At 61.5% G+C, this 26,163-nt stretch carries 24 protein-coding genes; 20 read left to right on the forward strand and 4 right to left on the reverse strand.

The features are described 5' to 3' along the window. Positions 1-98: 98 nt before the first annotated feature. Both I2D41_RS07990 and I2D41_RS07995 read right to left on the reverse strand, forming a co-directional pair. The gene (locus I2D41_RS07990) at positions 99-1,037 is read right to left on the reverse strand and encodes a type I phosphomannose isomerase catalytic subunit (RefSeq protein WP_195364164.1); all 939 of its coding nucleotides are present in this window, start codon (positions 1,035-1,037) and stop codon (positions 99-101) included. 68 nt (positions 1,038-1,105) lie between these two features. Next, positions 1,106-1,825 (reverse strand): GntR family transcriptional regulator, encoded by a 720-nt coding sequence (locus I2D41_RS07995; RefSeq protein ID WP_156598143.1) that lies wholly within the window; start codon positions 1,823-1,825, stop codon positions 1,106-1,108. A gap of 303 nt (positions 1,826-2,128) precedes the next feature. On the opposite strand from I2D41_RS07995, the gene I2D41_RS08000 reads away from it, so the two are divergent. From I2D41_RS08000 to nhaA, 7 genes are all read left to right on the forward strand, one after another. Beyond that, positions 2,129-3,529 (forward strand): glycoside hydrolase family 1 protein, encoded by a 1,401-nt coding sequence (locus tag I2D41_RS08000; protein WP_195364165.1) that lies wholly within the window; start codon positions 2,129-2,131, stop codon positions 3,527-3,529. A gap of 120 nt (positions 3,530-3,649) precedes the next feature. Beyond that, positions 3,650-5,002: a PTS sugar transporter subunit IIC gene (locus I2D41_RS08005; RefSeq protein ID WP_195364166.1), complete on the forward strand. Its 1,353-nt coding sequence runs from the start codon at positions 3,650-3,652 to the stop codon at positions 5,000-5,002. A gap of 150 nt (positions 5,003-5,152) precedes the next feature. Continuing rightward, positions 5,153-5,455 (forward strand): PTS sugar transporter subunit IIB, encoded by a 303-nt coding sequence (locus I2D41_RS08010; RefSeq protein WP_117735519.1) that lies wholly within the window; start codon positions 5,153-5,155, stop codon positions 5,453-5,455. Between the two features lie 9 nt (positions 5,456-5,464). Next, positions 5,465-5,797 carry a PTS lactose/cellobiose transporter subunit IIA gene (locus I2D41_RS08015; RefSeq protein WP_229042272.1) on the forward strand — a complete coding sequence of 111 codons (333 nt, stop codon included), beginning with the start codon at positions 5,465-5,467 and terminating at the stop codon, positions 5,795-5,797. Positions 5,798-6,038: 241 nt separating this feature from the next. Beyond that, a complete protein-coding gene (locus I2D41_RS08020; protein ID WP_229042273.1) occupies positions 6,039-6,992 on the forward strand; it encodes an ROK family protein in 954 nt (317 codons plus the stop codon). A 174-nt stretch (positions 6,993-7,166) separates the two neighbouring features. Beyond that, positions 7,167-8,090: a manganese-dependent inorganic pyrophosphatase gene (locus I2D41_RS08025; protein ID WP_195364168.1), complete on the forward strand. Its 924-nt coding sequence runs from the start codon at positions 7,167-7,169 to the stop codon at positions 8,088-8,090. 268 nt (positions 8,091-8,358) lie between these two features. Continuing rightward, positions 8,359-9,717, forward strand: coding sequence for a Na+/H+ antiporter NhaA (gene nhaA / locus I2D41_RS08030; protein ID WP_195364169.1), 1,359 nt, complete (start codon positions 8,359-8,361; stop codon positions 9,715-9,717). Between the two features lie 289 nt (positions 9,718-10,006). Here the strand turns inward: nhaA and I2D41_RS08035 are convergent, their stop codons facing one another. Further along, positions 10,007-10,261, reverse strand: a complete 255-nt coding sequence (locus I2D41_RS08035; protein ID WP_195364170.1) for a hypothetical protein — start codon at positions 10,259-10,261, stop codon at positions 10,007-10,009. A gap of 150 nt (positions 10,262-10,411) precedes the next feature. Between I2D41_RS08035 and I2D41_RS08040 the strand changes: the two genes are divergently transcribed. From I2D41_RS08040 to I2D41_RS08070, 7 genes are all read left to right on the forward strand, one after another. After that, positions 10,412-11,716: an aminotransferase class I/II-fold pyridoxal phosphate-dependent enzyme gene (locus I2D41_RS08040; protein WP_195364171.1), complete on the forward strand. Its 1,305-nt coding sequence runs from the start codon at positions 10,412-10,414 to the stop codon at positions 11,714-11,716. Positions 11,717-11,767: 51 nt separating this feature from the next. Next, complete coding sequence (locus I2D41_RS08045) at positions 11,768-12,082, forward strand: STAS domain-containing protein (RefSeq protein WP_195364172.1); 315 nt, start codon at positions 11,768-11,770, stop codon at positions 12,080-12,082. Positions 12,083-12,235: 153 nt separating this feature from the next. Next, positions 12,236-12,826 carry a twin-arginine translocase TatA/TatE family subunit gene (locus I2D41_RS08050; protein WP_195364173.1) on the forward strand — a complete coding sequence of 197 codons (591 nt, stop codon included), beginning with the start codon at positions 12,236-12,238 and terminating at the stop codon, positions 12,824-12,826. Further along, the gene (gene tatC / locus I2D41_RS08055; RefSeq protein WP_195364174.1) at positions 12,826-13,617 is read left to right on the forward strand and encodes a twin-arginine translocase subunit TatC; all 792 of its coding nucleotides are present in this window, start codon (positions 12,826-12,828) and stop codon (positions 13,615-13,617) included. Before I2D41_RS08050 ends, tatC begins: the two co-directional genes overlap by 1 nt. A gap of 6 nt (positions 13,618-13,623) precedes the next feature. Next, the gene (hypA, locus tag I2D41_RS08060) at positions 13,624-13,980 is read left to right on the forward strand and encodes a hydrogenase maturation nickel metallochaperone HypA (RefSeq protein WP_195364175.1); all 357 of its coding nucleotides are present in this window, start codon (positions 13,624-13,626) and stop codon (positions 13,978-13,980) included. Positions 13,981-14,035: 55 nt separating this feature from the next. Then, positions 14,036-14,719: a hydrogenase nickel incorporation protein HypB gene (hypB, locus tag I2D41_RS08065; protein WP_195364176.1), complete on the forward strand. Its 684-nt coding sequence runs from the start codon at positions 14,036-14,038 to the stop codon at positions 14,717-14,719. A 54-nt stretch (positions 14,720-14,773) separates the two neighbouring features. Continuing rightward, positions 14,774-17,365, forward strand: a complete 2,592-nt coding sequence (locus tag I2D41_RS08070) for a DNA topoisomerase I (protein ID WP_195364177.1) — start codon at positions 14,774-14,776, stop codon at positions 17,363-17,365. 145 nt (positions 17,366-17,510) lie between these two features. Here I2D41_RS08070 and I2D41_RS08075 read toward each other — a convergent pair whose 3' ends face one another. Further along, on the reverse strand, positions 17,511-18,494 hold the full coding sequence (locus tag I2D41_RS08075) for a zinc-ribbon domain-containing protein (RefSeq protein ID WP_195364178.1): 984 nt from the start codon (positions 18,492-18,494) through the stop codon (positions 17,511-17,513). Positions 18,495-18,734: 240 nt separating this feature from the next. On the opposite strand from I2D41_RS08075, the gene tmk reads away from it, so the two are divergent. From tmk to I2D41_RS08105, 6 genes are all read left to right on the forward strand, one after another. Beyond that, positions 18,735-19,418: a dTMP kinase gene (gene tmk, locus I2D41_RS08080; protein WP_195364179.1), complete on the forward strand. Its 684-nt coding sequence runs from the start codon at positions 18,735-18,737 to the stop codon at positions 19,416-19,418. A gap of 1 nt (position 19,419) precedes the next feature. Beyond that, positions 19,420-20,547, forward strand: a complete 1,128-nt coding sequence (locus I2D41_RS08085) for a DNA polymerase III subunit (RefSeq protein ID WP_195364180.1) — start codon at positions 19,420-19,422, stop codon at positions 20,545-20,547. Beyond that, complete coding sequence (locus tag I2D41_RS08090) at positions 20,538-22,232, forward strand: regulatory iron-sulfur-containing complex subunit RicT (protein ID WP_195364181.1); 1,695 nt, start codon at positions 20,538-20,540, stop codon at positions 22,230-22,232. The genes I2D41_RS08085 and I2D41_RS08090 overlap by 10 nt, the downstream gene beginning before the upstream one ends. Before the next feature lie 102 nt (positions 22,233-22,334). After that, entirely contained in the window at positions 22,335-23,141 is an 807-nt protein-coding gene (locus tag I2D41_RS08095; protein WP_229042275.1) for a ComF family protein, read from the forward strand. 10 nt (positions 23,142-23,151) lie between these two features. Continuing rightward, the gene (locus tag I2D41_RS08100; RefSeq protein ID WP_195364182.1) at positions 23,152-24,264 is read left to right on the forward strand and encodes a hypothetical protein; all 1,113 of its coding nucleotides are present in this window, start codon (positions 23,152-23,154) and stop codon (positions 24,262-24,264) included. Positions 24,265-24,996: 732 nt separating this feature from the next. Continuing rightward, on the forward strand, positions 24,997-26,007 hold the full coding sequence (locus tag I2D41_RS08105) for a substrate-binding periplasmic protein (RefSeq protein ID WP_229042276.1): 1,011 nt from the start codon (positions 24,997-24,999) through the stop codon (positions 26,005-26,007). Positions 26,008-26,163: the final 156 nt, after the last annotated feature.

The following is a 26,163-nucleotide window of genomic DNA, read 5'->3' on the forward strand; positions in this document are numbered from 1 at the left end:
CCGGAGAGCACTTAATGTGCTCTCCGTGCGAGCAGGACTGTCCGAGCAGGCGACCAAACCCCGCGCCCCGTCCCGGCGAGCGCTTGGGGACCGGTGGCCTACAGGTGGCTGATGATCAGTTCCATCTTGCCTTCGAGGTCGATGGAGCTGACGGTGCTCGGGGCCAGCAGGTGGCTTCCCTTGTGGACGGGGTCGCCGCAGACGGTGCCTTCGCCGTCGATGACCGACAGACACATGAAGGGCCAGCGCTGGTCGAGGGTTTTGCTGCCGTCGACGCGCACACGATCGACGGTGTAGCAGGAGTTAGACTCGAGCTCGGTCACGCCGTTCACCTCGGGCGCGGTCACCGTGCCGTCGGTCGGAGCCTGGGCATCAAAGTCGATGCAGTCGAGGCTCTGCTCAATGTGCAGTGGGCGCAGCTTGCCGTCGGTGCCGGGACGGTCGTAGTCGTACAGGCGATACGTCACGTCGCTCGACTGCTGCGTCTCCAAAATGAGCGTGCCGGTCTTGATGGCGTGCACGGTACCGGAATCAATCTGGAAAAAGTCGCCCTTGTGGATCGGCAGTACGTTGAGCATGTCGTCCCAGCGGCCGTCCTCGATCATCTGCGCGGCCTCGGCGCGGTCGTGCGCGCGCTGGCCGACAATGATCGTGGCACCGGGCTCGCAGTCCAGCACATACCAGCACTCGGTTTTGCCCAGGCTGCCGTTCTCGTGCTTGGCGGCGTACTCGTCGTTGGGATGAATCTGGATCGAAAGGTCGTCCTTGGCGTCCAGAATCTTAATGAGCAGTGGGAACTCCTTGCCCTCGCAGTTGCCAAAGAGCTCGCGGTGCTCGGCCCACAGCCACGACAGCGTGTGGCCTGCATACGGGCCTTCCGCAATCTGGCAGTCGCCGTTGGGGTGGGCCGAGATGGCCCAGCACTCACCGATGGGTCCATCGGGAATGTCGTAGCCAAATACGGTTTCGAGCTGGCGACCGCCCCAGATCTTCTCGTGGAAGATCGGCGTCAGCTTAATCAAATCGGACATGTTCATACCCCCATTGTGTTGCGCGGGCGCTGCACAAAACAGCTCAAAGCGAGCGCCCGGATGACTACAAAAACCTATGCCAACGTTACGTTGTGCAACTCAAAGCGGTCGCCAACGTTGCGCGAGACCGAATACTCAAAGGCGGCGCCGCTGTCCAAAAAGCCAATCTGGGTGAGCTCGAGCAGGGGAGAGCCAGGCTTGGTGTCCAAGCGCTCGGCTTCTTCCTCGGTTGCTGCCACGGCGCGAATGGTACGGTGGAAGCTCGAAATCTTCAGCCCACATTGCTCGCGGATGAAGTGGTAGACCGATCCGTACAGGTCCTTCTTTTTAAGGCCTGGAATCAGCTCGAGGGGCATGTAGGTGTACTCGATAACGATGGGCTTCTCATCGGCCTGACGCACGCGCACGATGTGATAGGCAAAGTCATCCTCGGCAATTCCCAGCTGGGCTGCGATGTCCGCTGGTGGATTAACAATCGAGAAATCGTAGACCACCGAGGTCACCTTCTCCCCGCGGTGCTCATACGAAAAGCCCTGGGCACGGTCGTTTTTGCCCTGGAAAAACGCCTGACCGGGAAGTCCCGCCGTGTCCTTAACGTAGGTACCCGATCCGCGTCGGCTGGTAATAAGACCTTCCTCGGTGATTTGCTCGATAGCTCGTTTGACGGTGATTTTGGAAACGCTATAGAGCTCGCAGAACTCAACGACGGTGGGAAGCTTGTCGCCCGGTTTAAGAGTGCCATCCTCGATGCTTCGACGAATATCTGCAGCTATCGCCTCGTATTTGGGAATCATTGAACCTCCTTTCCGACATATATCAATACGCAAGTAAGTATAACCCTTAACAAGGCACCCATATAACCTTTATCTAAGAAGCTCGAGAAAGAAAAAAGAAAAAGACGCTTTACTTTTGGAATTAGAGCGCTATAGTTTAAGCAACGAACGGAATCTTTCCGCAGAACAGGATCGACCGTTTGGGGACGGTTTTGTTTTGGCGGGTTGGATATCGGTATGACCGGTGCGCGCCCGCGCCGGATAACCTGCCAAAGCAAACCCGTCTCCAACCGGAAGCTCTAGAACACGAAAGCGAGGACTTTGATGGCACAGTATCAGCTGCCCAACGACTTCTTCTTTGGCGCTGCTATGTCCGGCCCGCAGACTGAGGGTCAGTGGAACCAGGGCGGCAAGCTCGAGAACCTGTGGGATACCTGGTCCATCCAGGATCTGGGCTCGTTCTACAACTGCGTTGGCTCTTACGCCGGCAATGACTTTATGGCCAAGTACCAGGAAGACCTTCGCATTTTGAAGGACTTGGGCCTGGATACCTATCGCACTTCCATCCAGTGGAGCCGTCTGCTCGATGCCGACGGCAACCTCAACGAGGAAGGTGCCGCGTGGTATCACGAGTTGTTCCGCGCCTCTCGCGAAGCCGGCCTGGAGCCGTTTGTCAACTTGTACCACTTTGACATGCCCACCTACCTTTTTAACCGTGGCGGCTGGGAGAGCCGTGAGGTTGTCGAGGCTTACGCACATTACGCCGACGTCGCCTTCCACGAGTTTGGCCAGGAGATCAAGTACTGGTTCACCTTTAACGAGCCCATCGTCGAGCCCGAGCAGCGCTATCAGGAGGGCGTGTGGTTCCCGCAACTCCACGACTTCAACCGTGCTCGCACCGTGCAGTATCACATCTCGCTGGCACATGCGCTGGCCGTGGCCAACTATCGTAAGGCCTATGACGAGGGCGCCGTTCGCGCTGATGCCAAGATCGGCATGATCAACTGCTTTACCCCGGTCTACACCAAGGAGAACCCCAGCGAGGCGGACCTCGAGGCCGTGCGTATGACCAGCGGCATCAACAACCGCTGGTGGCTCGACCTCATTACCAAGGGCGAGCTTCCCGCCGACGTGCTCGACAGCCTGGCCGAGGGCGGCGTTAAGCTTCCGTTCCGTGCCGGCGACCAAGAGATTCTTAAGCAGGGTGTTGTCGACTGGCTCGGTTGCAACTACTACCACCCCACGCGCGTTCAGGCGCCGGCGAGCAAGATCGACCAGTACGGTCTGCCGCACTTTGCCGACGAGTACGTGTGGCCCGACGCCGTTATGAACGAGAGCCGCGGCTGGGAGATCTACCCGCAGGGCCTCTACGACTTTGGCATGGACTGCGCTAAGAACTACCCCGATCTTGAGTGGTTCGTTTCCGAGAACGGCATCGGCATCATGGACGAATACAAGAACCGAGACGCCGAAGGAACCATCCAGGATGACTACCGCGTCGACTTTGTACGCCAGCACCTGGAGTGGGTTGCCAAGGCAATTGCCGAGGGCGCCAAGTGCCGTGGATACCATTATTGGGCCGTCATCGATAACTGGTCTTGGGCGAATGCCTTTAAGAACCGTTACGGTTTTGTCGAGGTCGACCTTATGGACGGCTACAAGCGCCGCCTTAAGAAGTCGGCAGCTTGGCTCAAGCAGGTCGCCACGACTCACGTGGTTGATTAGCGAACGGGCGAACGCCCAGACCGCGCGCCGCTGCGCGCAACACATGGCACATCTGGTGGCAGAGGGCGACAGACCACCGTGCGCATAGGAAAAGGCCGGATTTGAAAGTTAGGAGCAATCATGGCCAGTGACAACGGAAAGAGCTTCCTCGACAAGTTTGCCGAGGTCTCTGCGAAGGTAGGAAACCAGGTTCACCTGCGTTCCCTGCGCGATGCCTTCGCGACCATCACGCCGCTCTATATCCTTGCGGGTATCGCGGTTCTCATCAACAACGTCGTGTTCCCTCTGTTCCCGCTCGATGCGGCGGGTCTTGCCAACCTCCAGACTTGGGGCTCGGCAATTACCCTGGGCACCCTCAACGTGTCCGCCATTATCTTGGCGGGTCTGATTGGCTACAGCCTCGCCAAGAACGAGCGCTTCGATAACCCGCTTGCTTGCGTGGTTGTCGCCATCTCTGCCTTCGTCATCATGATGCCGCAGCAGATCACCGCCACCCTTGCCGCCACGAGCCCGCTGCTCACCGACAAGATCACCTCCGCCGAGGTCACCGGCGCCCTTTCGACTGCCAACACCGGCACCAACGGCCTGTTCTCCGCCATCATCATCGCCCTGCTTTCCACGACGCTCTTCATCAAGATCTCGGGCGTCGAGAAGCTCAAGGTCAAGCTGGGCGAGGGCGTGCCCCCTGCGGTCTCCAACTCCTTCAACGTCATGATCCCGATGCTGCTCAACCTCTCGGTCTTCGCTGTTGCCGCGGCTCTGCTTGCCGTCTGCGCCGGCACCGATCTGTGCACCATCATCTCCACCTGCATCTCTAACCCGCTCAAGAGCATCATGAACGCCGGTCCGTGGGCTGTTATCCTCATCTACACCCTTGCTAACCTGCTGTTCTGCGTCGGTATTCACCAGTCCACCATCTCTGGCGCCACCGTCGAGCCGATCCTGACCATGCTCATCGTCGACAACATGGCAACCTATGCCGCCGGCGGTGTCATCCAGCCCGACCACTACATGAACATGCAGATCGTCAACAGCTTCGCCCTCATCGGCGGCTCGGGCTGCACCCTCATGCTCCTGCTCGATACCTTCCTGTTCTCCAAGAACAAGGCTTCCAAGACCGTTGCCTCTATGGCTATCCTGCCTGGTCTGTTCAACATCAACGAGCCGGTCATCTACGGTTACCCCATCGTGTACAACCTGCCGCTCATGATCCCGTTCGTTCTTCTTCCCGACCTGTTCATCGGCGTCACCTATGGCCTGACCTGTGCTGGCATCATCAGCCCCTGCATCGCTCAGGTGCCTTGGACCATGCCTCCCGTCATCAACGCCCTGCTCGCTACGGGCTTTGACTGGCGCGCCGGCGTGTGGCAGGCTCTGGAGCTGGTCATCGGCATGGCTGTCTACCTGCCCTTTATGAGGATCTCCGAGAAGGCCATCGCCAAGCAGGAGGCCCTCGCCGAGCAGAACGCCTAGCGTTTGTCCATTCCACCCTTGCGGGTACCGATGCTTGGTACCGGTACCCGTATCTCCTTTTTTGCCTAAACGTGCAAAACAGGGGAAAGATAACCACAAGGATTTATCCAGTTTGTCGTCTGCGCGCCGCGCAGTTATAAGGAGGAAACCATGAAGAAGATCATGCTTTGCTGCAATGCCGGCATGTCCACGAGTCTGCTGGTCCAGAAGATGCAGTCCGAGGTCGCGAGCCGTGGTCTGGACATCGAGGTCGAAGCCCGTCCTATGAATGAGGCCCACGATCACCTGGACGAGTGCGACATCCTGCTGCTCGGCCCGCAGATCGGCTACACCAAGGGCGACTTTGAGAAGGAGGCCGCCGGCCGTTTCCCGGTCGAGGTCATCAACATGGTCGACTATGGCCGCATGAACGCCGCCGGCATCATCGACCACTGCGTCAGCGTGATGGGCTAGGTGCAGCGCATGGAGGATATGAACGAACTGCAGATGACCTGCTTCGAGATCATCAGCTACGTCGGTACCGCCAAGAGCATGTACATCAACGCCGTGCAGAAGGCCAAGGAGGGCGATTTCGACGCCGCCGAGGAGCTCATTAAGCACGGCGACGAGGCCTATAACGGCGGCCACGATGTTCACATGGGACTTCTTAAGAAGGAGGCCAATGGCGAGCGCAACGGCGAGGCCCCGCTGATTCTGCTGCACGCCGAGGACCAGATGGCCGGCACCGAGACCATGCGCGTCATGGCCACGGAGCTCATTGAGGTCCACAAACAGCTACAGGCACTCAAGGCCTAGCTGGCGTTTTCGCCGCGACGGATCGTGCGGTTCGCATACAATCCAGTCCCTTTTGCAGGCGCCGGGAGTCTCCCTCTCCCGGCGCTTTTTGTTTGGCGAGTTGCTGAGCGTCATTGCTCGTTGAGCGGGCGGACGTTTCCCCAGATAAAACCTGCCAAAACAAACCTGTCCCTTTTTGGTAGGTTTTTGCCTTGAGAGCGGTACCATACAGGCAATGTTTAAACGAGAAAGGTGGGCTCCCATGGAACCTAAGCAGTATTACATCGGCATTGACGTCGGCGGCACTTCGGTTAAGGAGGGCCTGTTCGACGAAGACGGTAACCTGCTTGCCAAGGCCAGCGTGCCTACGCCTCCCATCGTTGACGCTGCGGGCTTTGCCGCGGTGACCGAGGCTATCGACCAGGTGGTCGCCAAGGCGCAGATTCCGCGTGCCTTTGTGGCAGGCATTGGCCTGGCCGTTCCATGCCCCATCCCGGCATCGGGCGATGCCAAGGTCAAGGCGAACATCTCCATCAACCTGCCCGAGCTTAAGATTGCCATTCAGGAGCACTGCCCCGACGCGGTCGTTAAGTACGAGAACGATGCCAACGCCGCTGCCATGGGCGAGGCCTGGCTCGGTTCTGCCAAGGGCGTGCAGAACGTCGTGATGGTCACCATCGGTACCGGCGTGGGCGGCGGCGTAATCGTCAACGGCGACGTGGTATCGGGCGTTGTGGGTGCTGGCGGTGAGATTGGCCACATGTGCCTGAACCCGGCTGAGGAGCGCACCTGCGGCTGTGGCGGCCATGGCCATCTGGAGCAGTATTCCAGCGCCACCGGCGTGGTGAGCAACTACCTTGCCGAGTGCAAGAAGGCGGGCGTCGAGCCCATTGAGCTCACCGGCCCCTCCGATTCCAAGGACGTGTTCCAGGCCTGCCGCGAGGGTGACAAGCTCGCGTTGGCAGCTGCCGATACCATGGCCGACTACCTCGGCCGCGCCCTGGCGCTTATTGCCAACGTGGTCGACCCCGAGATGTTCCTGATCGGCGGCGGTGCGTCTGCCTCGGCCGATGTCTACCTCGACGCAGTTCGCGAGCACTTCCAGCGCTACGCGCTTTCCGCCTCGCGCGAGACGCCCATCAAGGTCGCTTCGCTCGGCAACGACGCCGGCATCATCGGTGCCGCCTACGTAGCCCTGCGCGCCGCCGGTAAATAAGTTCGCTCGTTGGCGCAAAGGGGACAGGTTACTTTGCACCAACATGGTGCAAGGGGGGCAGACATGGCCCCATGCCTGCCCCAAATTGTGCCGCGCCCCTTCCGTCTGCGAAGCCTCGGCGTCAGCGTGCTACCATAGCTACGTCCAAGTACACATATCAAGTGGAGGATATCCATGGCAAACGTTCTTGTCTTTGGTCACCAGAACCCCGATAACGACGCCATCATGAGCGCCGTCGTCCTGTCCCAGCTGCTCAACCAGGTTGAGTATGCCGGCAACACCTACGAGGCCTGCGCTCTGGGCCAGCTTCCGGCCGAGTCCGCCAAGCTGCTCGCCGACGCCGGCATCGCCGAGCCCCGCGCGATCGAGTCCGTCGAGGCCGGTCAGCTCGTCATCCTCACCGACCACAACGAGTCCGCCCAGTCCGTCGCCGGCCTTAAGGACGCCACGGTCTTTGGCGTTGTCGATCATCACCGTATCGGCGACTTCGAGACCGCCGGCCCGCTGCACTACATTTGCCTGCCCTGGGGCTCCAGCTGCACCATCGTCACCAAGCTCGCCGGCGTGCTCGGCGTTGAGCTTTCCGACGTCCAGGCCAAGCTGCTGCTCTCGGCCATGATGACCGACACACTCATGCTCAAGAGCCCCACCACCACCGATGTCGACCGCGCCGTCGCCGCCAAGCTCGGCGAGCAGGTGGGCGTCGACCCGGTCAAGTTTGGTATGGAGGTCTTCCTCACCCGTCCGTCCGGCTCCTTCACTGCTGCCGAGATGGTCGGCAACGACATCAAGATGTTCGAGCCCGCCGGCAAGAAGCTGCTCATCGGCCAGTACGAGACCGTTGACAAGACCCGCGCACTCGGCATGATCGACGAGATCCGCGAGGCCATGCGCGCCTACGCCGCCGAGAAGGGTGCCGACGGCATTGTCCTGTGCATCACCGACATCATGGAGGAGGGCTCGCAGGTCCTGCTCGAGGGCGAGACCGAGGCTGCCCAGAAGGGCCTGGGCATTGCCGACGAGCACGACGGCGTCTGGATGCCGGGCGTCCTCTCCCGTAAGAAGCAGGTCGCTGCCCCCATCATGGCCGCCTGCTAGGTTCTTTTTACCTAACACCGACGACCGGATCGCGGACGCCCCGCGCTCCGGTCGTTTTTTGTGCACGGCGCTGCGTCGTCTATTGGACAGGCGTGCCCGTGCCGTTGAGCAAATAATGTTCAACCTGTGGTTCCGCTTTTCGGCCACGCCTGCGTGCTTGTCGTGCAGGGTAGGCTAGATGCAAGCGTAATACGTTAGAGCGCGGCGCCGCCACTTGGGCGGGCCGTGCTTTTTTAAGACGGGAACCTTCCCGTGAAAGGAGCCGCCCATGGCAGCACCCGAGCAGCTGTTCAACGTTCGTGAACGCAAGCGTTTTGAGCGTCACGACATCTGGGAGCGCATTGCCGAGAACGGCACGATTTCTGCCGCCGTCATGGTCTTCGCCGCCATCGCCGCCGTCATCTGCGCCAACACCGATGCCTACGAGGCCATCCATCACTTTTTGGAGACCCCGCTGTACGTGGGTCTGGGGCATTTCACGGCCGGTCTCACCGTTGAGCTTTTCGTCAACGACTTCCTCATGGCGATCTTCTTTTTGCTGGTGGGCATCGAGCTTAAGTACGAGATGACGGTCGGCGAGCTCAAGAACCCGCGTCAGGCCATGCTTCCCATGCTGGCGGCCGTGGGCGGCGTTGTCGTTCCTGCGTGCATCTACTTGATCTTTAACCATGCCGGCGCCCGCAACGGTTGGGCCATCCCCATGGCAACCGATATTGCCTTCGCGCTGGGCGTGCTATCGCTTTTGGGCAATCGCGTGCCCAACGGCGTGCGCGTGTTCTTCTCGACGCTCGCCATCGCCGACGACCTGATCTCCATTGCCGCTATCGCCATCTTCTACGGTCAGAGCCCCAATCCGTTTTGGCTGGGCGCCGCGGCGGTTGTGACCTGCGCGCTCGTGTGGCTCAACAAGACGCAGCACTATCGTCTTGCCCCGTATTCGGTGCTGGGCTTGCTGCTGTGGTTCTGCATGTTCAAGAGCGGCGTGCATGCTACACTTGCCGGCGTCATCTTGGCCTTTACCATTCCGGCCAAGTGCGGCGTCAAACTCGATAGCCTTACCGATTGGCTGGGCGAGTGCCTGCCGCTGCTCGATGACCGCTACGACGACGAGGCGCACATCTTGGGCCAGCATGACTTTACCGTCTCGACCACCAAGGTCGAGCGAGTCATGCATCGCGTGACCCCGCCGCTCATCCGCATGGAGCGTCTGATCTCCACGCCGGTAAACTTTGTGATCCTGCCGATCTTTGCGTTCGTGAACGCACAGGTTCGCCTGGTGGGCGTGGACATGAGCACGCTGCTCACCGACCCGGTGACGCTCGGCGTGTACTTTGGCATGCTGCTGGGCAAGCCGATCGGTATCTTTGGTATGACGTTTGCCCTGGTTAAGCTTAAGGCCTGCGAGCTGCCGCACAATGTCAACTGGCACATGATTGCCGGCGTGGGCATTCTGGGCGGTATCGGCTTTACCATGTCGATTCTCATCAGCGGCCTTGCCTTCCCGACGGCCCAGTTCGAGGTTCTGGCTGCCAAGGCCGCCATCCTTGCCGGTTCGGTCACCGCTGCCGTGCTCGGCATGATCTACATGAGCGTGGTCTGCAAACACCCCGCGCCCAAGGGCGAATAAGAGCGTAAAAACCGGGGCCGGACGTGCCCCCGGATACCCTCGTGTGCAAAAAACGCCGTTTGTGAGTACTGTCACAAACGGCGTTTCATTTTATGCACGAAAAATAATGGACATAATCATGCAATCTGTACGTTAACGAGTAATCACTTGACTCCAATTTGGCGACAGCTACCGCTCGGAAAGAAAATTCAGGCGCAAAAACACCGATTTGGGGCCTGAATCTCTGCTACTAAAAAGGTAACAGTACTCATATTTGCCCTATTTTGCCCACAGCCCCCAATGACTAGGTTTATTCCACGGTGCCGTAGACGGCGCCCCAGCCGTGGGCGGCAAGGGCGGAGTTGAGCTGGTCGCAAAGTGACTGGCGGTTGTAATAGCCGGGCGGTAGCAGGTTGACGATTTCCATGAGGTCGGGTGCCAGGTCTAAGATTTCGGCCTGTACGATCAGATCCAGGCGGTCGATGGCGTGGCGGTCGTAAAACAGTCCGTCGACCAGGCGCTGCAGGTCGCCGAATTCCTCGGCCTGGAACGATCCGCACTCCATAGTGCCTCCTTGGGCGCCCCACGCCGGCATGCGCGGCGATTCGTAATTCATTGCGATGTACTTAATCTATCACGGCTTCATAACGTTGCGGCGGTGGCGGTCTATACTTAGACGAACTGCAACATACCGCTTCGCGAAAGGTCGCACCCCATGCAGACGATCTACCAGAAGATGGAAACCACCGAACTCGATGCCGCCATCGAGGCCCTCAAAGCCGAGGTCGCTGAGGTCAAGGCCAAGGGCCTGGCGCTCGATATGGCCCGCGGCAAGCCGTCGCCCTCCCAGGTGGACATCTCGCGCCCCATGCTCGATATCCTCAACGCCGACGCCGATCTGCACGATGGCAACGTCGACTGCTCCAACTACGGCTGCTTTGAGGGCATTCCCTCGGCACGCAAACTGGCAGGGGAGTTCCTGGGTTGCCCCGCCGAGCAGACACTCGTACTGGGTTCGTCGAGCCTGCTGATCGAGCACGACATCGCCGGCATGTTCTGGCGCTGCGGCTCGTGCGGCAGCGAGCCCTGGGACGCCTACGAGGCCGCGCACGACGGCAAGAAGGTCAAGTTCCTGTGCCCCGTTCCCGGCTACGATCGCCACTTTGGCATCACCGCCGACTTGGGCATCGAGAACGTTCCCGTCGCGATGACCGACAACGGCCCCGACATGGACGAGATCGAGCGCCTCGTTGCCGCCGACGATTCCATTAAGGGTATCTGGTGTGTGCCCAAGTATTCCAACCCCACGGGCATCACCTTTAGCGAGGACACCGTGCGCCGCCTGGTCGAGATGCCCACGGCCGCGCCCGATTTCCGCATCTTCTGGGACAACGCCTACTGCGTACACGACCTGTACGACGAGACCGACGAGCTCGCCAACATCTTCGACCTCGCCCGCGCGGCAGGCACCGAGGACCGCGTGGTGGCCTTCGCCTCGACGTCCAAGATCACCTTCCCGGGCGCCGGCATCGGCTTTATCGGCGCGAGCCCTGCGGTCATCGCCGAGTTCTCCAAGCGTCTGAAGGCCGGCCTCATCAGCGCCGACAAGCTCAACCAGCTGCGCCACGTGCGCTTCCTTCCCACCATCGAGGCGGTTAAGGACCACATGAAAAAGCATGCCGAGTTCCTGCGTCCGCGCTTTGAGGCCGTCGAGCGCAAGCTCACCGAGGGCTTGGGCGACACGGGCTGCGCCACCTGGACGCACCCCCGCGGCGGCTACTTTGTGAGTTTCGATGGTCCCGAGGGCTCGGCCCAGAAGGTCGCCGCGCTTTGCGCAGACCTGGGCGTCAAGCTCACGCCGGCCGGTGCTACCTGGCCCTATGGCAAGGACCCGCGCGACACCAACATCCGCATCGCGCCGAGCTATCCCACGGTCGAGGACCTGGAGGCCGCGCTCGATGTGCTGGTGCTGGCCGTTAAGCTTGTCGCTGCCGAGCTTGCGCGTGCCGAGCGCGCCTAACGCGCGGCTTCCCGTACTATCCGCACTTTCGATACGTAAAGGAGCGTATACATGGATTTGGGTATTTCCACCAACCCCACGCCAGAGCTCTACACCATTAGGGTGACCGGCGAGATCGATATCTCTAACGCCGATAGCCTGCGCAATGCCATCGACCTGGCGCTCGAGCAGCCCACTGAGGCCGTTGAGCTCGATTTTGCCCAGGTGAGCTACATCGATTCGACGGGCATCGGCGTGCTCGTGGGCGCCGCACACCACGCGGTCGACCACGGTAAGCGCTTTAGCTGCGTTAACGTGCAGCCCCCGGTGATGCGCGTGGTTCAGCTGCTGGGTGTCGACCAGGAGATTTCGATCACCGCTGCATAATCTTTGCCCCCAAAAGGGCGTGCCGTTTGGCATATGTTTGTGATGCGCTCGGACGTTTTGGCGTCCGGGCGCTATACTTGACCGAATGAATAGACGAGTTCCGGCCGAATGGCGCGGTGCGGGCTCGACTCACATCGAGCCTTGGAGGTATGTGTGTTTGGTATTGGAGAGGGTGAGCTCGCGATCATCGTGGTCTTCGGCTTTTTGCTGTTTGGCCCGGATAAGCTCCCGCAGATGGGCCGCACGATCGGCCGTGCCATCCGTCAGTTCCGCGAGACGCAGGAAAAGATGACGGCTGTTGTTCAGTCCGAGATCATCGATCCGGTAAGCGAGGCCGCGTCGGCCCCGGTCAAGCCCAAGAAGGCTGCTACGACCGACGACGATTCCGATGCGGACGAGGATGCCGTCGAGACGGCTGCGCCCGCAAAGAAGGAGACCTTTGCCGAGCGCCGTGCCCGCCTTGCCGCCGAGAAGGCCGCAAGCGAGGGTGCTGCTGAGGGCGAAGGTACTGCTGAGGAGGCCGCTGCCGCCGAGCCCGCCGAGGCCGAGCCTGTCGCTGCCGCCGTCGAGTCCGAGCCTGCTGCAGAGCCGGAGCCCGAGCCCGAGCCGGCAGAGCCCACGACGGCTGACCTCTACGCCCGTCGTCCCCGCAAACGTAAGGCCGTCGTCGACCAGCTCGCTCGCGAGCTCGAGGCCGAGGACGAAGCCGCTGCCGCCGACGCCCCGAAGGGAGGCGATGAGTAATGCCTATCGGACCTGCGCGTATGCCGCTCTTCGACCACCTGGGAGAGCTTCGTCGCCGCCTGACCATCGTGGTTGTGTCGGTGTTTGCCGCAGCCATCGTGCTGTATTTCGCCACGCCCGTGGTGCTCGACATCTTGAAAGACCCCATCCGCTCCTTTGTGCCGGACGGTAAGTTTTACATCACCACCACGCTCGGCGGCTTTGGCCTGCGCTTCTCGCTGGCCATCAAGATGGCCGTGGTCATGTGCACGCCAATGATCATCTGGCAGATTCTGGCATTTTTCCTGCCGGCACTGCGTCCCAACGAGCGCAAATGGGTCGTGCCCACGGTGCTCGCCTCGACGGTGCTGTTCTTCCTGGGCGCTATCTTCTGCTACTTCATCATCATTCCGGCAGGCTTTGAGTGGCTCATCGGCGAGACCTCGGCTGTCGCTACGGCGTTGCCCAATCTGGAGGACTACATCAACATGGAGCTGCTCTTTATGATCGGCTTTGGTGTGGCGTTTGAGCTGCCGCTCATCATCTTCTACCTGTCCGTTTTCCACATCGTGTCCTATGCCGCCTTCCGCAGCGCCTGGCGCTATGTGTACGTTGGCCTGCTCGTGGCCTCGGCCGTGATCACGCCCGACGGCTCGCCCGTTACGCTGGGCCTCATGTATGGCGCCCTGCTCTCGCTCTACGAGATTTCCCTTGCCATCGCCCGCGTGGTCATTACCGCGCGCGAGGGCAAGGAGGGCCTGTTCGTGAGCCGCCTGGATCTGTTCTCGGACGACGAGGGCGACGAGGAGTAAATCGGTATGCACGAGGTTGGCATTGTCAACGGCATACTCGATACAGTTATTCGCGCGGCGCGTGGGGCGGGGGCCTCGCGCGCCGTTTTGGTAACGCTGCGTATCGGGGATATGACCGAGGTCGTGCGCGAGGCGCTCGACTTTGCGTGGGAGACGTTTCGCGACGAGGACCCGCTCACGCGCGGCTGCGAGCTTGCCGTGGAGGAAGTCCATCCACAAAGCGAGTGTCTGGACTGCGGCAAGGTCTTTGAGCACGACCGTTTCCATTGCCGTTGTCCCCAATGTGGCGGCGCCAACGTGCGCCTGCTGCACGGTCGCGAGCTCGACATCGCAAGTATTGAAATCGAAACCCCCGAAGATTAGCCCGCTAGCCATCTGGTGATGGGGTATAAAAGGGCCAAAGTAAGGAGTGCCGAGTATGGCCGAGAAAACGATTGATATCGCGTCGCCGATACTGTCGCGCAACGAGCGCCTGGCAGATCAGCTGCGTGAGCGATTTAAAGAGACAAACACCTATGTGATCAATGTGCTGTCGAGCCCCGGTTCGGGCAAGACCACCACGATTTTGGGCACCAACGAGCGCCTGCGCGACAAGGCAGGCTTGCGTTGCGCCGTCATCGAGGGCGATATCGCCTCGGACGTCGACGCCATCACCATGAAGGAAGCCGGCATGCCCGCCATCCAGATCAACACGGGCGGCCTGTGCCACCTCGAGGGCAACATGATCATGGAGGCCGTCGACGCGTTCGACCAGGCTGTGGGTCTGGAAAACATCGACGTCATCTTTATCGAAAATGTGGGCAACCTGGTCTGCCCGGTCGACTTTGACCTGGGCGAGAACCTGTCCATCATGATTCTCTCGGTGCCCGAGGGCGACGACAAGCCCATCAAGTACCCGGGCATCTTCCAACACGCCGGCGCGCAGCTGCTCAACAAGGTCGACGTGGCTCCGGCTTTCGATTTTGACATGGATAGGTATACTAAGACACTCGATGACCTCAATCCGCAGGCGCCGCGGTTTGCCGTGAGCGCGCGCAAGGGCGAGGGCATGGATGCCTGGTGCGATTGGCTCATCGGGCAGATTGAGCAAGCAAGGGCGTAAGTCGGCCGCCATACGGGCGGGCGTAGCCGCAGAGATACGAGATAGGAGCCTCTTTTGAAGCTCATCATCGCCGAGAAAAACGACGCCGCGCGTCAGATCGCCGAGCGTCTGTCCACGGGTAAGCCCAAAAAGGACAAGGTGTACAACACCGCCATCTACCGCTTTGAGTGGAAGGGCGAGGAGTGCGTGACGATCGGCCTTGCCGGTCACATCCTTGCGCCTGATTTTTGCGACAGCGTGCTGTTCGATAAAAAGCTGGGCTGGTATTCGGTCACCGAGGACGGCGAGATACTGCCGGCCGACATGCCCGATGGCCTGGCGCGTCCGCCTTACGACACCAAGCGTAAGCCGTTCCTTGCCGATGGCATCTCCATTAAGGGCTGGAAGCTCGAGAGTCTGCCTTACCTCACCTGGGCGCCCGTCATTAAGTTGCCGGCTGAGAAAGAGCTCATTCGCTCGCTTAAGAACCTCGCCAAAAAGTCCGACAGCGTCATCATTGCCACGGACTTCGATCGCGAGGGCGAGCTGATCGGTTCGGACGCCCTCAACAAGGTGCGCGAGGTGGCGCCCGACTTGCCGGTCGCCCGCGCCCAGTATTCTTCGTTTACCAAGGCCGAGATCACGCAGGCCTTCGATAACCTTGTCTCGCTCGACCAGAACCTGGCCGACGCCGGCGAGAGCCGTCAGCACATCGACCTCATTTGGGGTGCGGTGCTCACGCGCTACCTGACGCTCGCCAAGTTTGGCGGCTTTGGCAACGTGCGTTCCGCCGGCCGCGTGCAGACGCCGACGCTTGCCCTGGTGGTCGAGCGCGAACGCGAGCGCATGGCGTTTGTGCCCGAGGACTATTGGCAGATTCGCGGCATGGGCGCCGCGCAAGGCGCTGCCGAGGACGATCGCTTTAAGATCGCGCACAAGACGGCGCGCTTTACCGACAAGGATGCTGCTGAGACGGCGTACGGTCACGTTGACGGTGCCAAGACGGCAACCGTCGCCGCGGTGACCAAGCGCTCGCGCAAGCAGCAGCCGCCCACGCCGTTTGCGACCACCTCGCTGCAGGCTGCCGCCGCAGCCGAGGGTATCTCGCCTGCGCGTACCATGCGCATCGCCGAGTCCCTCTACATGGCGGGCCTCATCAGCTACCCTCGTGTCGACAATACCGTATACCCCGCGACGCTTGATCTGGGCGCTGTGGTGAGTGACCTTGCAAAGATCAACCCGGCGCTGGCGCCCGTGTGCAAAAAGGTCCTCGCCGGCCCCATGAAGCCCACGCGCGGCAAGGTCGAGACCACCGACCACCCGCCTATCTATCCCACGGGCGAGGGTGATCCGTCCACGCTCGACGGCGGCCAGCGCAAGCTCTACGACCTCATCGCCCGTCGCTTCCTGGCAACGCTCATGGGTCCCGCGACCATCGAGAACACCAAGCTCGAGCTCGACGTCAACGGCGAGCCGTTCGTGGCTTCTGGTGACGTGCTCGTGACCCCGGGTTTCCGCGAGGCATACCCGTACGGCCTTAAGCGCGACGAGCAGATGCCGCCGCTGGAGCAGGGCGATACGGTCGACGTGTTCGACATTAAGCTCGAGGCCAAGCAGACCGAGCCGCCCGCGCGCTACAGCCAGGGCAAACTCGTGCAGGAGATGGAGAAGCGCGGCCTGGGTACCAAGTCCACGCGCGCGAGCATCATCGAGCGCCTGTATGCCGTGCGCTACCTCAAAAACGATCCCGTGGAGCCGAGTCAGCTGGGTATCGCCATCATTGACGCGCTGACGCAGTTTGCCCCGCGCATCACGAGCCCTGATATGACCAGCGAGCTCGATGGCGATATGACCCGCGTGGAGCGCGGCGAGGATACCGAAGAGCATGTCGTGACGCACTCGCGCGCACTGCTGGCTGGCGTGCTCGACGAGCTGCTCAAGCACACGCAGGAGCTGGGCGACGCCATCAGCGACGCCGTCACGGCCGATGCGCGCGTGGGCGCCTGCCCCAAGTGCGGCAAGGACCTGGTTATGAAGACGAGCGCCAAGACCCGCGGCAGCTTCATTGGCTGCATGGGCTGGCCCGACTGCGACGTGACCTATCCGGTGCCGAGCGGCGTCAAGGTGAGCCCACTCGAGGGTGAGGCGGCCGTGTGCCCCGAGTGCGGCGCGCCGCGCATTAAGTGCCAGCCGTTCCGCCAGAAGGCCTTCGAGATTTGCGTGAACCCCACGTGCCCCACCAACTACGAGCCCGACCTTAAGGTGGGCGAGTGCAAGGTGTGTGCCGAGGCCGGACGCCATGGCGACCTGATCGCGCACAAGAGCGAGAAGAGCGGCAAGCGTTTTATCCGCTGCACCAACTATGACGATTGCGGCGTGAGCTATCCTCTACCGGCGCGCGGTAAGCTCGAGGCGACGGGTGAGACCTGCCCCGAGTGCGGCGCCCCCATCGTGGTGGTCAACACGGCGCGCGGTCCGTGGCGCATCTGCGTGAACATGGACTGCCCGACCAAGGAGAAGAAGCCCGCCCGCGGCCGCAAGACCACGACTAAGGCGAGCACGGCTAAGAAGACGACGGCGGCAAAGAAGACTGCTGCCAAGAAGACGACCGCCAAAAAGACGACGGCCAAGAAGTCGACTACCAAAAAGACCGCTGCCGACAAGTAGCCGCACGGTCGAGACATCACCTAAAACAAAAACGAGCGAGGACCTCAAAATCCTCGCTCGTTTTTTTATCTGGCAGTTAGGGACGTTCCTTTTCTGCCGGCAGTTTAGGAACGTCCCTAACTGCCGGCTCGGGAACGACAAAGCGCTAGTTCACTTCGACGGGTTTGGCGCCGGGGTAGCGCTCCTCAAAGTCTAGGCGGTACTTATTGTCATTGGTGCCCGCCACGTTGTCGCGCGACAGCGGCGCCACGATCTCATTCTTGTGATCCGCAGGCTTGGTGTATTTCAGGCTGATCTCCCAGGCATCACAGATTGCGTCAATGCGGTGATCCAGGTCGTCATACAGGGCAACGATGTCTTTCCAGGAACTGTAGTTCTTAGAGCTCGTCGGGACGTCCAGGTCCTCGACGATGTCGTAATACTGCTCGATGGTGTCCTCTGTGCGCTCGGCGACGTCGGCGAGATTTTGACGGGTGGTGCGATCTTCTTCCAGATAGCTGCCGTTGAAGTTCTGCGCGCAGCCACGGACGTAGTTGTCGAGGTCTTCGAGCAAGTCGTAGTATTCGCTCAGTCGGCGGTAGAGATTCTGCTCGGAGAGCGTTGCTTCGCCGCCATCCTCGTCGTCATCGTCATCATCGTCGTACAGGCTGTTGGGATTGCCGAGAGGCTTTAGGTCATCGTCGTCGACGTCATGGTGCAGCTTAGCTACCTCGGCAGTCGTCTGCGTGGCGGCGTTGTCGAAAGGCTTGATCACAAAGAAAACGACCAGGGCGATGATGATCGCCACCAGCACAACGATAACGGCGATAAGCGGCCCGGTGCCGCTCTTTTTGGGAGCGGGGGTCTGTGGCGAAGCGGGCGCGTATGCGGGAGCCGGCTGCTGTTGGGGCGAGCCGCTCGCGACGGGTATGCGCTGCGTGGTCTCGACGGCCGCGGGGCCTGCGGCGAGGTCGGGGCGATAGGCGAGGGGGTCGTCCGTCTTGGCTTGCGGCGTATCGAGGGAACCGGTCTGCTCAAAAGCGGGCTGGCTATCGCTCGCGGTTGTTTGCTCAACGGGTGCACCGCACGAGGTGCAGAACTTGGCATTATCTGCAAGAAGCTTGCCGCACGAGGCGCAATACCGAGACATTGCCACTCCTTTCGCCACATTTCAATGCAATACGACGATTATACCCAGCGTCCAAAATTCCCCATCATAAGTTGCGGTGAAATAGGGACTGTTTGGCGGTCTCAGAGCTTCAATCAGTCCCTATTTCACCGCAACTTTGGAAAGGCACCTTTAGCCATTGGGGACGCACCGAGCACTGGGGTATCATGGCTTGGTTGCTATAAATCGCATTTACGCGCCTTGTAGGAAGGGGCTGCGCCCATGGCTTTTGAGCCCGCTCAACATAGCTTTATCACGCTCGAGGGCGTCGACGGCGCCGGCAAGTCCACGCAGGCGCGCCTACTTGCCCGTGCGCTCGAGCTCGCTGGTTACCAGGTTGTGAGCCTGCGCGAGCCGGGCGGTACCGCCATCAGCGAAAAGATCCGCGCCCTGCTGCTCGACCCTGCCAATACGGCGATGGGCGACACCTGCGAGCTGCTGCTCTACGAGGCGGCACGCGCTCAGTTGGTGCATGAGGTCATAGCTCCCGCCCTCGCTGCCGGCAAGGTGGTCCTGTGCGACCGTTTCTACGATTCCACGACCTGCTATCAGGCGTTTGCCGATGGCCTTGACCGTCAGATGGTGCGCGATGCCAACAACCTGGCTGTCGCCGGTACGCATCCGGCGCTCACGCTCGTCTATCACATCACGCCCGAGCAGGCGGCGCTGCGCATGGCCGCCCGTGGTGCGGCGGATCGCATGGAGGCCAAGGGCATGGCCTTCCAGGAGCGTGTCTACCAGGGATTTTGCGCAATTGCTGCCGAGGAGCCAGACCGCGTAAAGCTCATCGACGCCACCGCGTCGATTGCAGACGTCTTCGCGCAGACGGTCGAGCTGGTTCGCGCGTACGGTCTCGACATTCCCCAAGACGCCGTCGCCGCCGCGCTTGCCAAGGAGGCCGAGTAACATGGCCCCCGCTCAGGCAAGCCTGCTGGCCAAGCTCGACACCCAACAGCGCGTGCGCGACTTTTTGACCAACGCCATCGCAAGCGGCCGCGCATCGCACGCCTACCTGTTCTTGGGCGCGCCCGGTGCCGGTAAGCTCGACGCCGCATGGGCGCTTGCCCAGGCATTCCTGTGCGAGCAGGATGGCTGTGGTTCGTGCGACAGCTGCGTGCGCGTTGCTCGGCACACGCATCCCGACGTGCACTATTACACCCCCGAAAGCGCTACGGGCTACCTCATCGCGCAGACCCGCGAGCTGCTCGATGACGTGCCGCTGGCGCCCATCCGTGCCAAGGCCAAGGTCTACATCATCGATCGTGCCGAGCAACTGCGCGCTAACACCGCCAACGCGCTGCTCAAGACACTCGAGGAGCCGCCCGAGGGCGTTATGTTCATCTTGTTGGGCACCTCGGCAGACGTGATGTTGCCCACCATCGTGAGCCGCTGTCAGTGCGTGCCGTTTCGGCTGGTGTCGCCCACCGTGGCCGCGCAGGCCGTGAGCCGCGCGACGGGTCAGGATCTCGCGCGTTGCCGCATGGCGGTCGCCGTGGCGGGAAGCCCCACACGCGGCATCGAGTTCCTTAAGAGTGCCGAGCGCCAGGATGCTCGCCGCCAAATGGTCCGCGCCATCGATTCGCTCATCGCTGCCGACGAGGCTGATGTGCTCAGCCGCGCCAAGTCGCTCATCGTCGCCGTTAAGGCGCCGCTCGCCGAGGTCAAGTCCACACAGGAAAAGGTGCTCGAGCAAAACGCCGACTACCTGTCGCGTGGAGCATTGAAGCAGCTTGAGGACCGCAACAAGCGCGAACTCAACGCGCGTGAGCGTTCGGGTATCATGGAAGCGCTGGCGAGCGCGCGGACGCTCATGCGCGACGTGCTGCTGACACTTCAGGACGAGGCGGCCGACGTCGTGAACGAAGACGTGCGCGACACGATCGGGCGGCTTGCCGCCGCGACGAATGTTGCGGGTGCCACCCGGGCGCTCGAGGCGGTCGCGACCGCCGAGCGCAACATCGCCAGAAACGTTACTCCCCAGCTGGCCATCGAGGTCATGCTGTTCGATATCAGGAAGGCACTGAAATGCCGTTAGTCGTACCCGTTAAGTTTACCTACGCCTCGCGCGACCTGTGGTTTGATCCGCAGGATCTGGATATCCTCGAGGCCGATTATGCCATTTGCTCCACCGAGCGCGGAACCGAGATCGGCCTGGTCACGGCCGATCCCTTCGAGGTGCCGCAAGATGAGATCGGCCAGCCGCTCAAGCCCGTGCTGCGCGTGGCGAGCGACATCGACCTGCAGCTTGCCGACGACCTGGCCATCCAGGGCGACGAGGCCATGGTCGATTTCCGTCGTCTGGTCAAAGAGCTCGACCTCGAGATGAAGCCGGTCGGCGTCGAGTACCTGTTTGGCGGCGAGAAGGCTGTGTTCTACTTCGCGGCCGAGGAGCGCGTCGATTTCCGTCAGCTCGTCAAGGACCTGTCCTCGACGCTGCACATTCGCGTCGACATGCGCCAGATCGGCGTGCGCGACGAGACCCGCCTGGTGGGCGGCTATGCCCAGTGCGGCCAGGAGCTCTGCTGCACGCGCTTTGGCGGACAGTTTGAGCCGGTTTCGATCCGCATGGCAAAGGAGCAGGACCTGCCGCTCAACTCGTCCAAGATTAGTGGCGTCTGCGGCCGCCTGATGTGCTGCCTGCGCTACGAGTTCGAGGCGTACAAGGACTTTAAGAGCCGCGCGCCCAAAAAGAAGACGCTTATCGATACGCCGCTTGGCAAGGCGCGCATCCAGGAATATGACACGCCGCGTGAGCAGCTGGTGCTGCGCCTGGAGAACGGCAAAGTCTTTAAGGTCAACCTGGCCGATATGACGTGCTCGGAGGGTTGCAAAAAGAAGGCCGCCGAGCAGGGCTGCAACTGCCGCCCCGACTGCGTGACGCGCGACGTGCTCGAGCGCATCGAGTCGCCCGAGATGCGTCTGGCGCTCATGGAACTCGATCGCGAAAACGGCGTCGACGTGGGCGATGGCCTGTCGAGCGCCGATCGTCTGGCCGGCACATCGATGCCCAAGCGCCGTCGTCGCGATGCCGAATCCGATGCTCGCACCGCTCAGGGCCAGGGCGAGGGCCGTGGCCGTGGAAAGGGCCGCGGCAAGGCCGAGGCGCCCGAGACCGAGGGAGCAGCCGATGGCCGTCGCCGCCGCAAGCGCACGGCGTCCGTCGACAATGGCGAGGCCGCGGGTAAGAACGCTTCCCGCGAGCGCGAGGCTCAGCAGCCCCAGCAGCAAAATCGCGGCGGTGGCATGAACCCCACGCGCCGTCGTCGCCGTCACCTGTCGAGCGAGGAGCGCGAGGACGCCTTCCGCGCCGCAGCTGCTCGCGAGGCCGGTGCCGCTCCCAAGGGCGCCTCGGCCTCCGACGCGCCTGCCGACAAGGCTGGCAAGCCGCGTGGCGAGGAGGAGCGCGCGTCACGTCCGCGTCGTCGCCATTCCTCGGGCGCGCAGCAGAAACCCTCGATTCCTTCTGTGGCCGATCAGGTTTCGGATGGCGAAGTCAAGGTCACGCGCCGTCGTCCCGGGGATGGCGGGGGAGCGGCTGCCAAGGCTTCGCGTGGCGCCGCTCGCGACGAGCGCGAGCCGCGCGAGGATCGCGGTGGCGAGGGCTCGGCCGACCAGGGTCAAAAGCGCCGTCGCCGCCGTCGCTCCCGCAAGCCGCGCCAGGACGGCGGCGAAGGCTCGACCCACACCTCGTCCGCACCGCAACCGCCTACCGGCGAATAACGCCCGCGAGCGGATTTAGCCCGCCTTGCCCCGAGCGCATCGGGGTATCATAACGCTGAATCAACAACCCTCCCTGCGACCGAACGTAGGGAGGGTTGTGTCTTGAAAAGCCATCTGAACATATTGAGCCGTCTGCAGGGTGCCGACGCCCTACCGTTTGCGGACGAATTGCTACCGTTTGCCGAGCGGGTGGCACGCGAGACGCTCGAGGCATTGTCGCCCACGCGATGTGCCGGCTGCGAGCGCGCCGGTGCGCTGATCTGCCAGGATTGTCTGGCATCGCTCACGCTCATCGACCCACGTCATAGCTGTACCCGATGCGGCGCCCCGTTTGGGGATTTGCTGTGCACTGAGTGTTCGGTCGAGGGCGCGTCCTCGGCAATGGCGGAGGCGCTCGACCGCTGCCTGGCGTGCGCCGTCTATGCACATCCGCTGCCGCGCATTATCAAGGCGTACAAGGATGCGGGCGAGCGCCGTCTGGCACCGTATCTGGCGGAGCTACTCTACGACACCGCCTTGCATGCCCAGGTGGCAGCCTCCGATCGCTACGGCAGCGTGCTGTCCGGCGCCGACGCGGTGGTATTTGTGCCCGCGACTGCGGCAGCGTTTCGGCGGCGTGGATTCGACCATATGGAAGCAATCGCGCGCTCGTTTTGCGATCTTTCGGGTGTGCCGTTGCTGGACGCCCTGGTCAAATACGGTCATGGTGACCAGCGCGAGCTCGGTCGCGTCGAGCGCCGGGAACGTGCCCGGGGCATGTGCGAGACGGTCGAGGATGTGCGCGGCTGCCGTCTGCTGCTCATCGACGATGTCATTACCACGGGCGCGACCATGGCAGCGGCCTCGGCGGAGCTCAAGCGTGCCGGCGCCGCAGCAGTCGATGGCCTCGCTATCGCACGCGTTTGGTAGGGGTGGTTTTGTGGCAGTGAAGATAGCGCGGCGCATCGAGCCGATAAGCGAGCAACTGGCGGCCTCCGTAATCCTGACCGGCGCCTCGGCGCTGCGCATGATGCGCGCCGAGCGCCGACAAATGGGTTACATCAGCTGGAGAGACCTCGCTCCCGATGAAGAGCGCCGTGTGCTGCATGCATCGTCTCCCTCGGCCGAGGACATCTATCTTCCCGATTTGGTGCGGACCGGAGCCGTGAGTGGCGATGTCCAAGAAGACTTGTGCCTGCTGGTGGGGTCGGCGAAGCAGCGTCGCCGCATGCCTGGTGCAAGCTGGTCCGTTTGTTCTACAGGCCTGCCGGACGCCTCGATTTTGGAGGTGGAGCCCGGGGTGTACAGCTTGTCTCCCGAGGCCCTCTGTGCCGCCGTTGCGCGCGAAGTCGGCTGTATCCAGGCATTTGCCCTGGCCCAGGAGCTGTGCTCCAAGATTTCGCTGAGCGATCTCGGGCAGTATCTGCCCCCTTACAGCTCGCCTACCGTGAACAGGCTTGCAAAGGATAAGGACCAGCCGTCAGATGTGGGCTACTTTGAGGTCGAGCCAGTGCTGACGCCCGATCGCCTGGCAGATTACCTTGCGGCATGCAAGGGGAGCGCGGCCAAGCAGCTGCGGCGGCTGTGCCTCTTTCTGTCGGAAAACCTGCGCTCACCCATGGAATGCATCATGCTTGCCATGTTTTCGCTTCCGTTTTCCTATGGCGGATTTGCCTGCGGTCCCTTTAAGACCGACCACAAGATCGAGTTCAACGACCGTGCGCAGGCGATCTCGGGGATGCCGTATGCGGTTTGCGATGCCTATCAGGAAGCAGCTCGGTTTGACCTGGAATACAACGGTGAGCAGGGCCATTCGTCTCGCGGCGGGCGCATTCACGATGAAAAACGCAATACGGGTTTGGCGTCCATGGGAATCGAGGTCGCGACGGTCAACAACGAGATGCTCTGCGACATGGAGGCGTTAGAGGCGCTCGCATGGCGCATCCACCAGCGTATGCGAAAGCGGTACCGGAATCGTGTCGATGCCCGCAGGAAGAAGCAAGAGGCGTTGCTTAACACGCTGCGGGCGTGTTTTGGTCTTAAGCCGGTCTAATTCGCGTCGAAAATAGGGGGTTAATCATACGCCCTGGCCAAAATATGGCAAATATGAGTACTGTCACTAAATCAGTAACAGCAAAATCAAGGAATTGAGGACTCGGAGGCGTCGTAAAGTAAGAAGATAATAAACAAATGTAGAATAACTAAGCATCAGGTTGGCGACACTGAGCGCAAAATCTGTCCGAGAGGCCAAAATTGTCTGCTACTAAATTGGTAACAGTACTCATATTTGCTATTTTTTGGCCACGGCACCCTGAGACGGGTGCCCCGGAGCTCCCCGTAGGGGAGCTCCGGGCTTCATTGGGGCACGAATGGTCCGCTCCGACCTGCAAAATCTGTGCTCACGGTGCGAATGACGCCCCTAACCTTAAACTTTAGCTTGAACTTAGCTATAATGCGCTACGTTCCTGCCAGGCTGTGGTTGCGGACGGACAAAATGTCCATCCTAGTCCAAGACAGACGCGGTCAAAGGGATCCACGTAAGCGACCGCGTGCGCGCGGCGCGATCATGGCGCGTCCTAGATGTAAGCCGCACCGTCCGTTCTACTTTCTTTGGGGCAATACCGCCTCGCGGGCGAGCGGGCCAGTCGTGAAGGTGGCTGCGGCCTCCCGAGCAAACGCCCCGGTGCGCAAGTGTGGGGTCAAATACCAGGTCAGCTGGTGGGAACAACCCGATATTCCGTGCAGGGCACGGATTGTATACGACACAGAAGGCAGGGTAGTGGACATGGTGAGGGGCAGCTTGATGCATGCGGCTCGGTTAGGTGCTGGGGCCGCGGCGGTCATTGCCGTTTTGGGCCTGAGTGGATGCGCGTTCAATCCACTGTCCACGTTCACGACGCCCACGATCGACCAGATCGAGCGCGAGACCGTTACCCCCACGGTATCGGACGATGCCCTGGTCACGCCGGGAACCCTGACGGTCGCCCTCGATACTTCCGATGCCCCGCAAGCCATGCAGGATGCCGACGGAAACCTCACGGGCTATGCGGTCGATGCCGCTCGTGCCCTTGCATGCCGCATGGGTCTCAAGGTCGCCTTTGTCGATGCGTCCTCGGCCGATTCCGCGCTCAGCGATAAAAAGGCCGACATTTTTATTGGTGACGTCAGGTCCACGGACGGCGACATCAGCTCGCTTGGCACCTGTCTGTACGACGCCCCCGCCGTATTCGGCAAGAGCAGTGACGGCGAGTCGCTGAGCGTTTCCACCGAAACGCTTAACACCGCTACCCTGGGCGTTCAGACCTCCTCAGCCTCGCAGGAAGCGCTTGCCAAGCAGAGCATCACGGCCAACCAAAAGACCTTCTCCAACATCAACGAGTGCTTCGAGGCACTCGAGTCGGGCGAGGTCGATTACGTGATCTGTGATTCCACGGCCGGTGGTTACCTCGCGCGCCTGATGAGCCAGATCTCCTATGTCGGCACGCTCGAGGCACCCTCCACGCTTGGCGTCGCAGGCCTTAGCTCTAACGATGAGCTGTGCCGTGCCGTGAGTGATGCCCTCGACGGCATCACGGTCGACGGCACGCTCGAGGCGGTCCACTGCGTCTGGTATGGCCAAATGCCCTATGACCTTACCGCCAAGACTGTTTCGGGGGCCAATGTGCAGGCATCCGACTCCACGTCCAACGAGACCGAGTCCTCCGATGGCGACGCCTCCGATAACAACGGCGACAGTCCGTCGTCTAGCCAGGAGGGCGCCATCACCGACGACGACATTAACAAGCTCAATAGCTAGTTATTGCTAGGGGTGGCGTCTCCTATGCGCTAGGAGAGACGCCTCTTCACGGTTTCAACACGCATTGCCGGGCTTTCCCAACAGGGGAGCCCGGCTTTTTGATTCAAGACTTTAGTCTGCTGGCCGCGCAGCGGCCAGCTTTAAACCACCCGCTAC

It is taken from the genome of Collinsella aerofaciens, from assembly GCF_015552075.1.
Lineage (GTDB): Bacteria > Actinomycetota > Coriobacteriia > Coriobacteriales > Coriobacteriaceae > Collinsella > Collinsella aerofaciens_Y.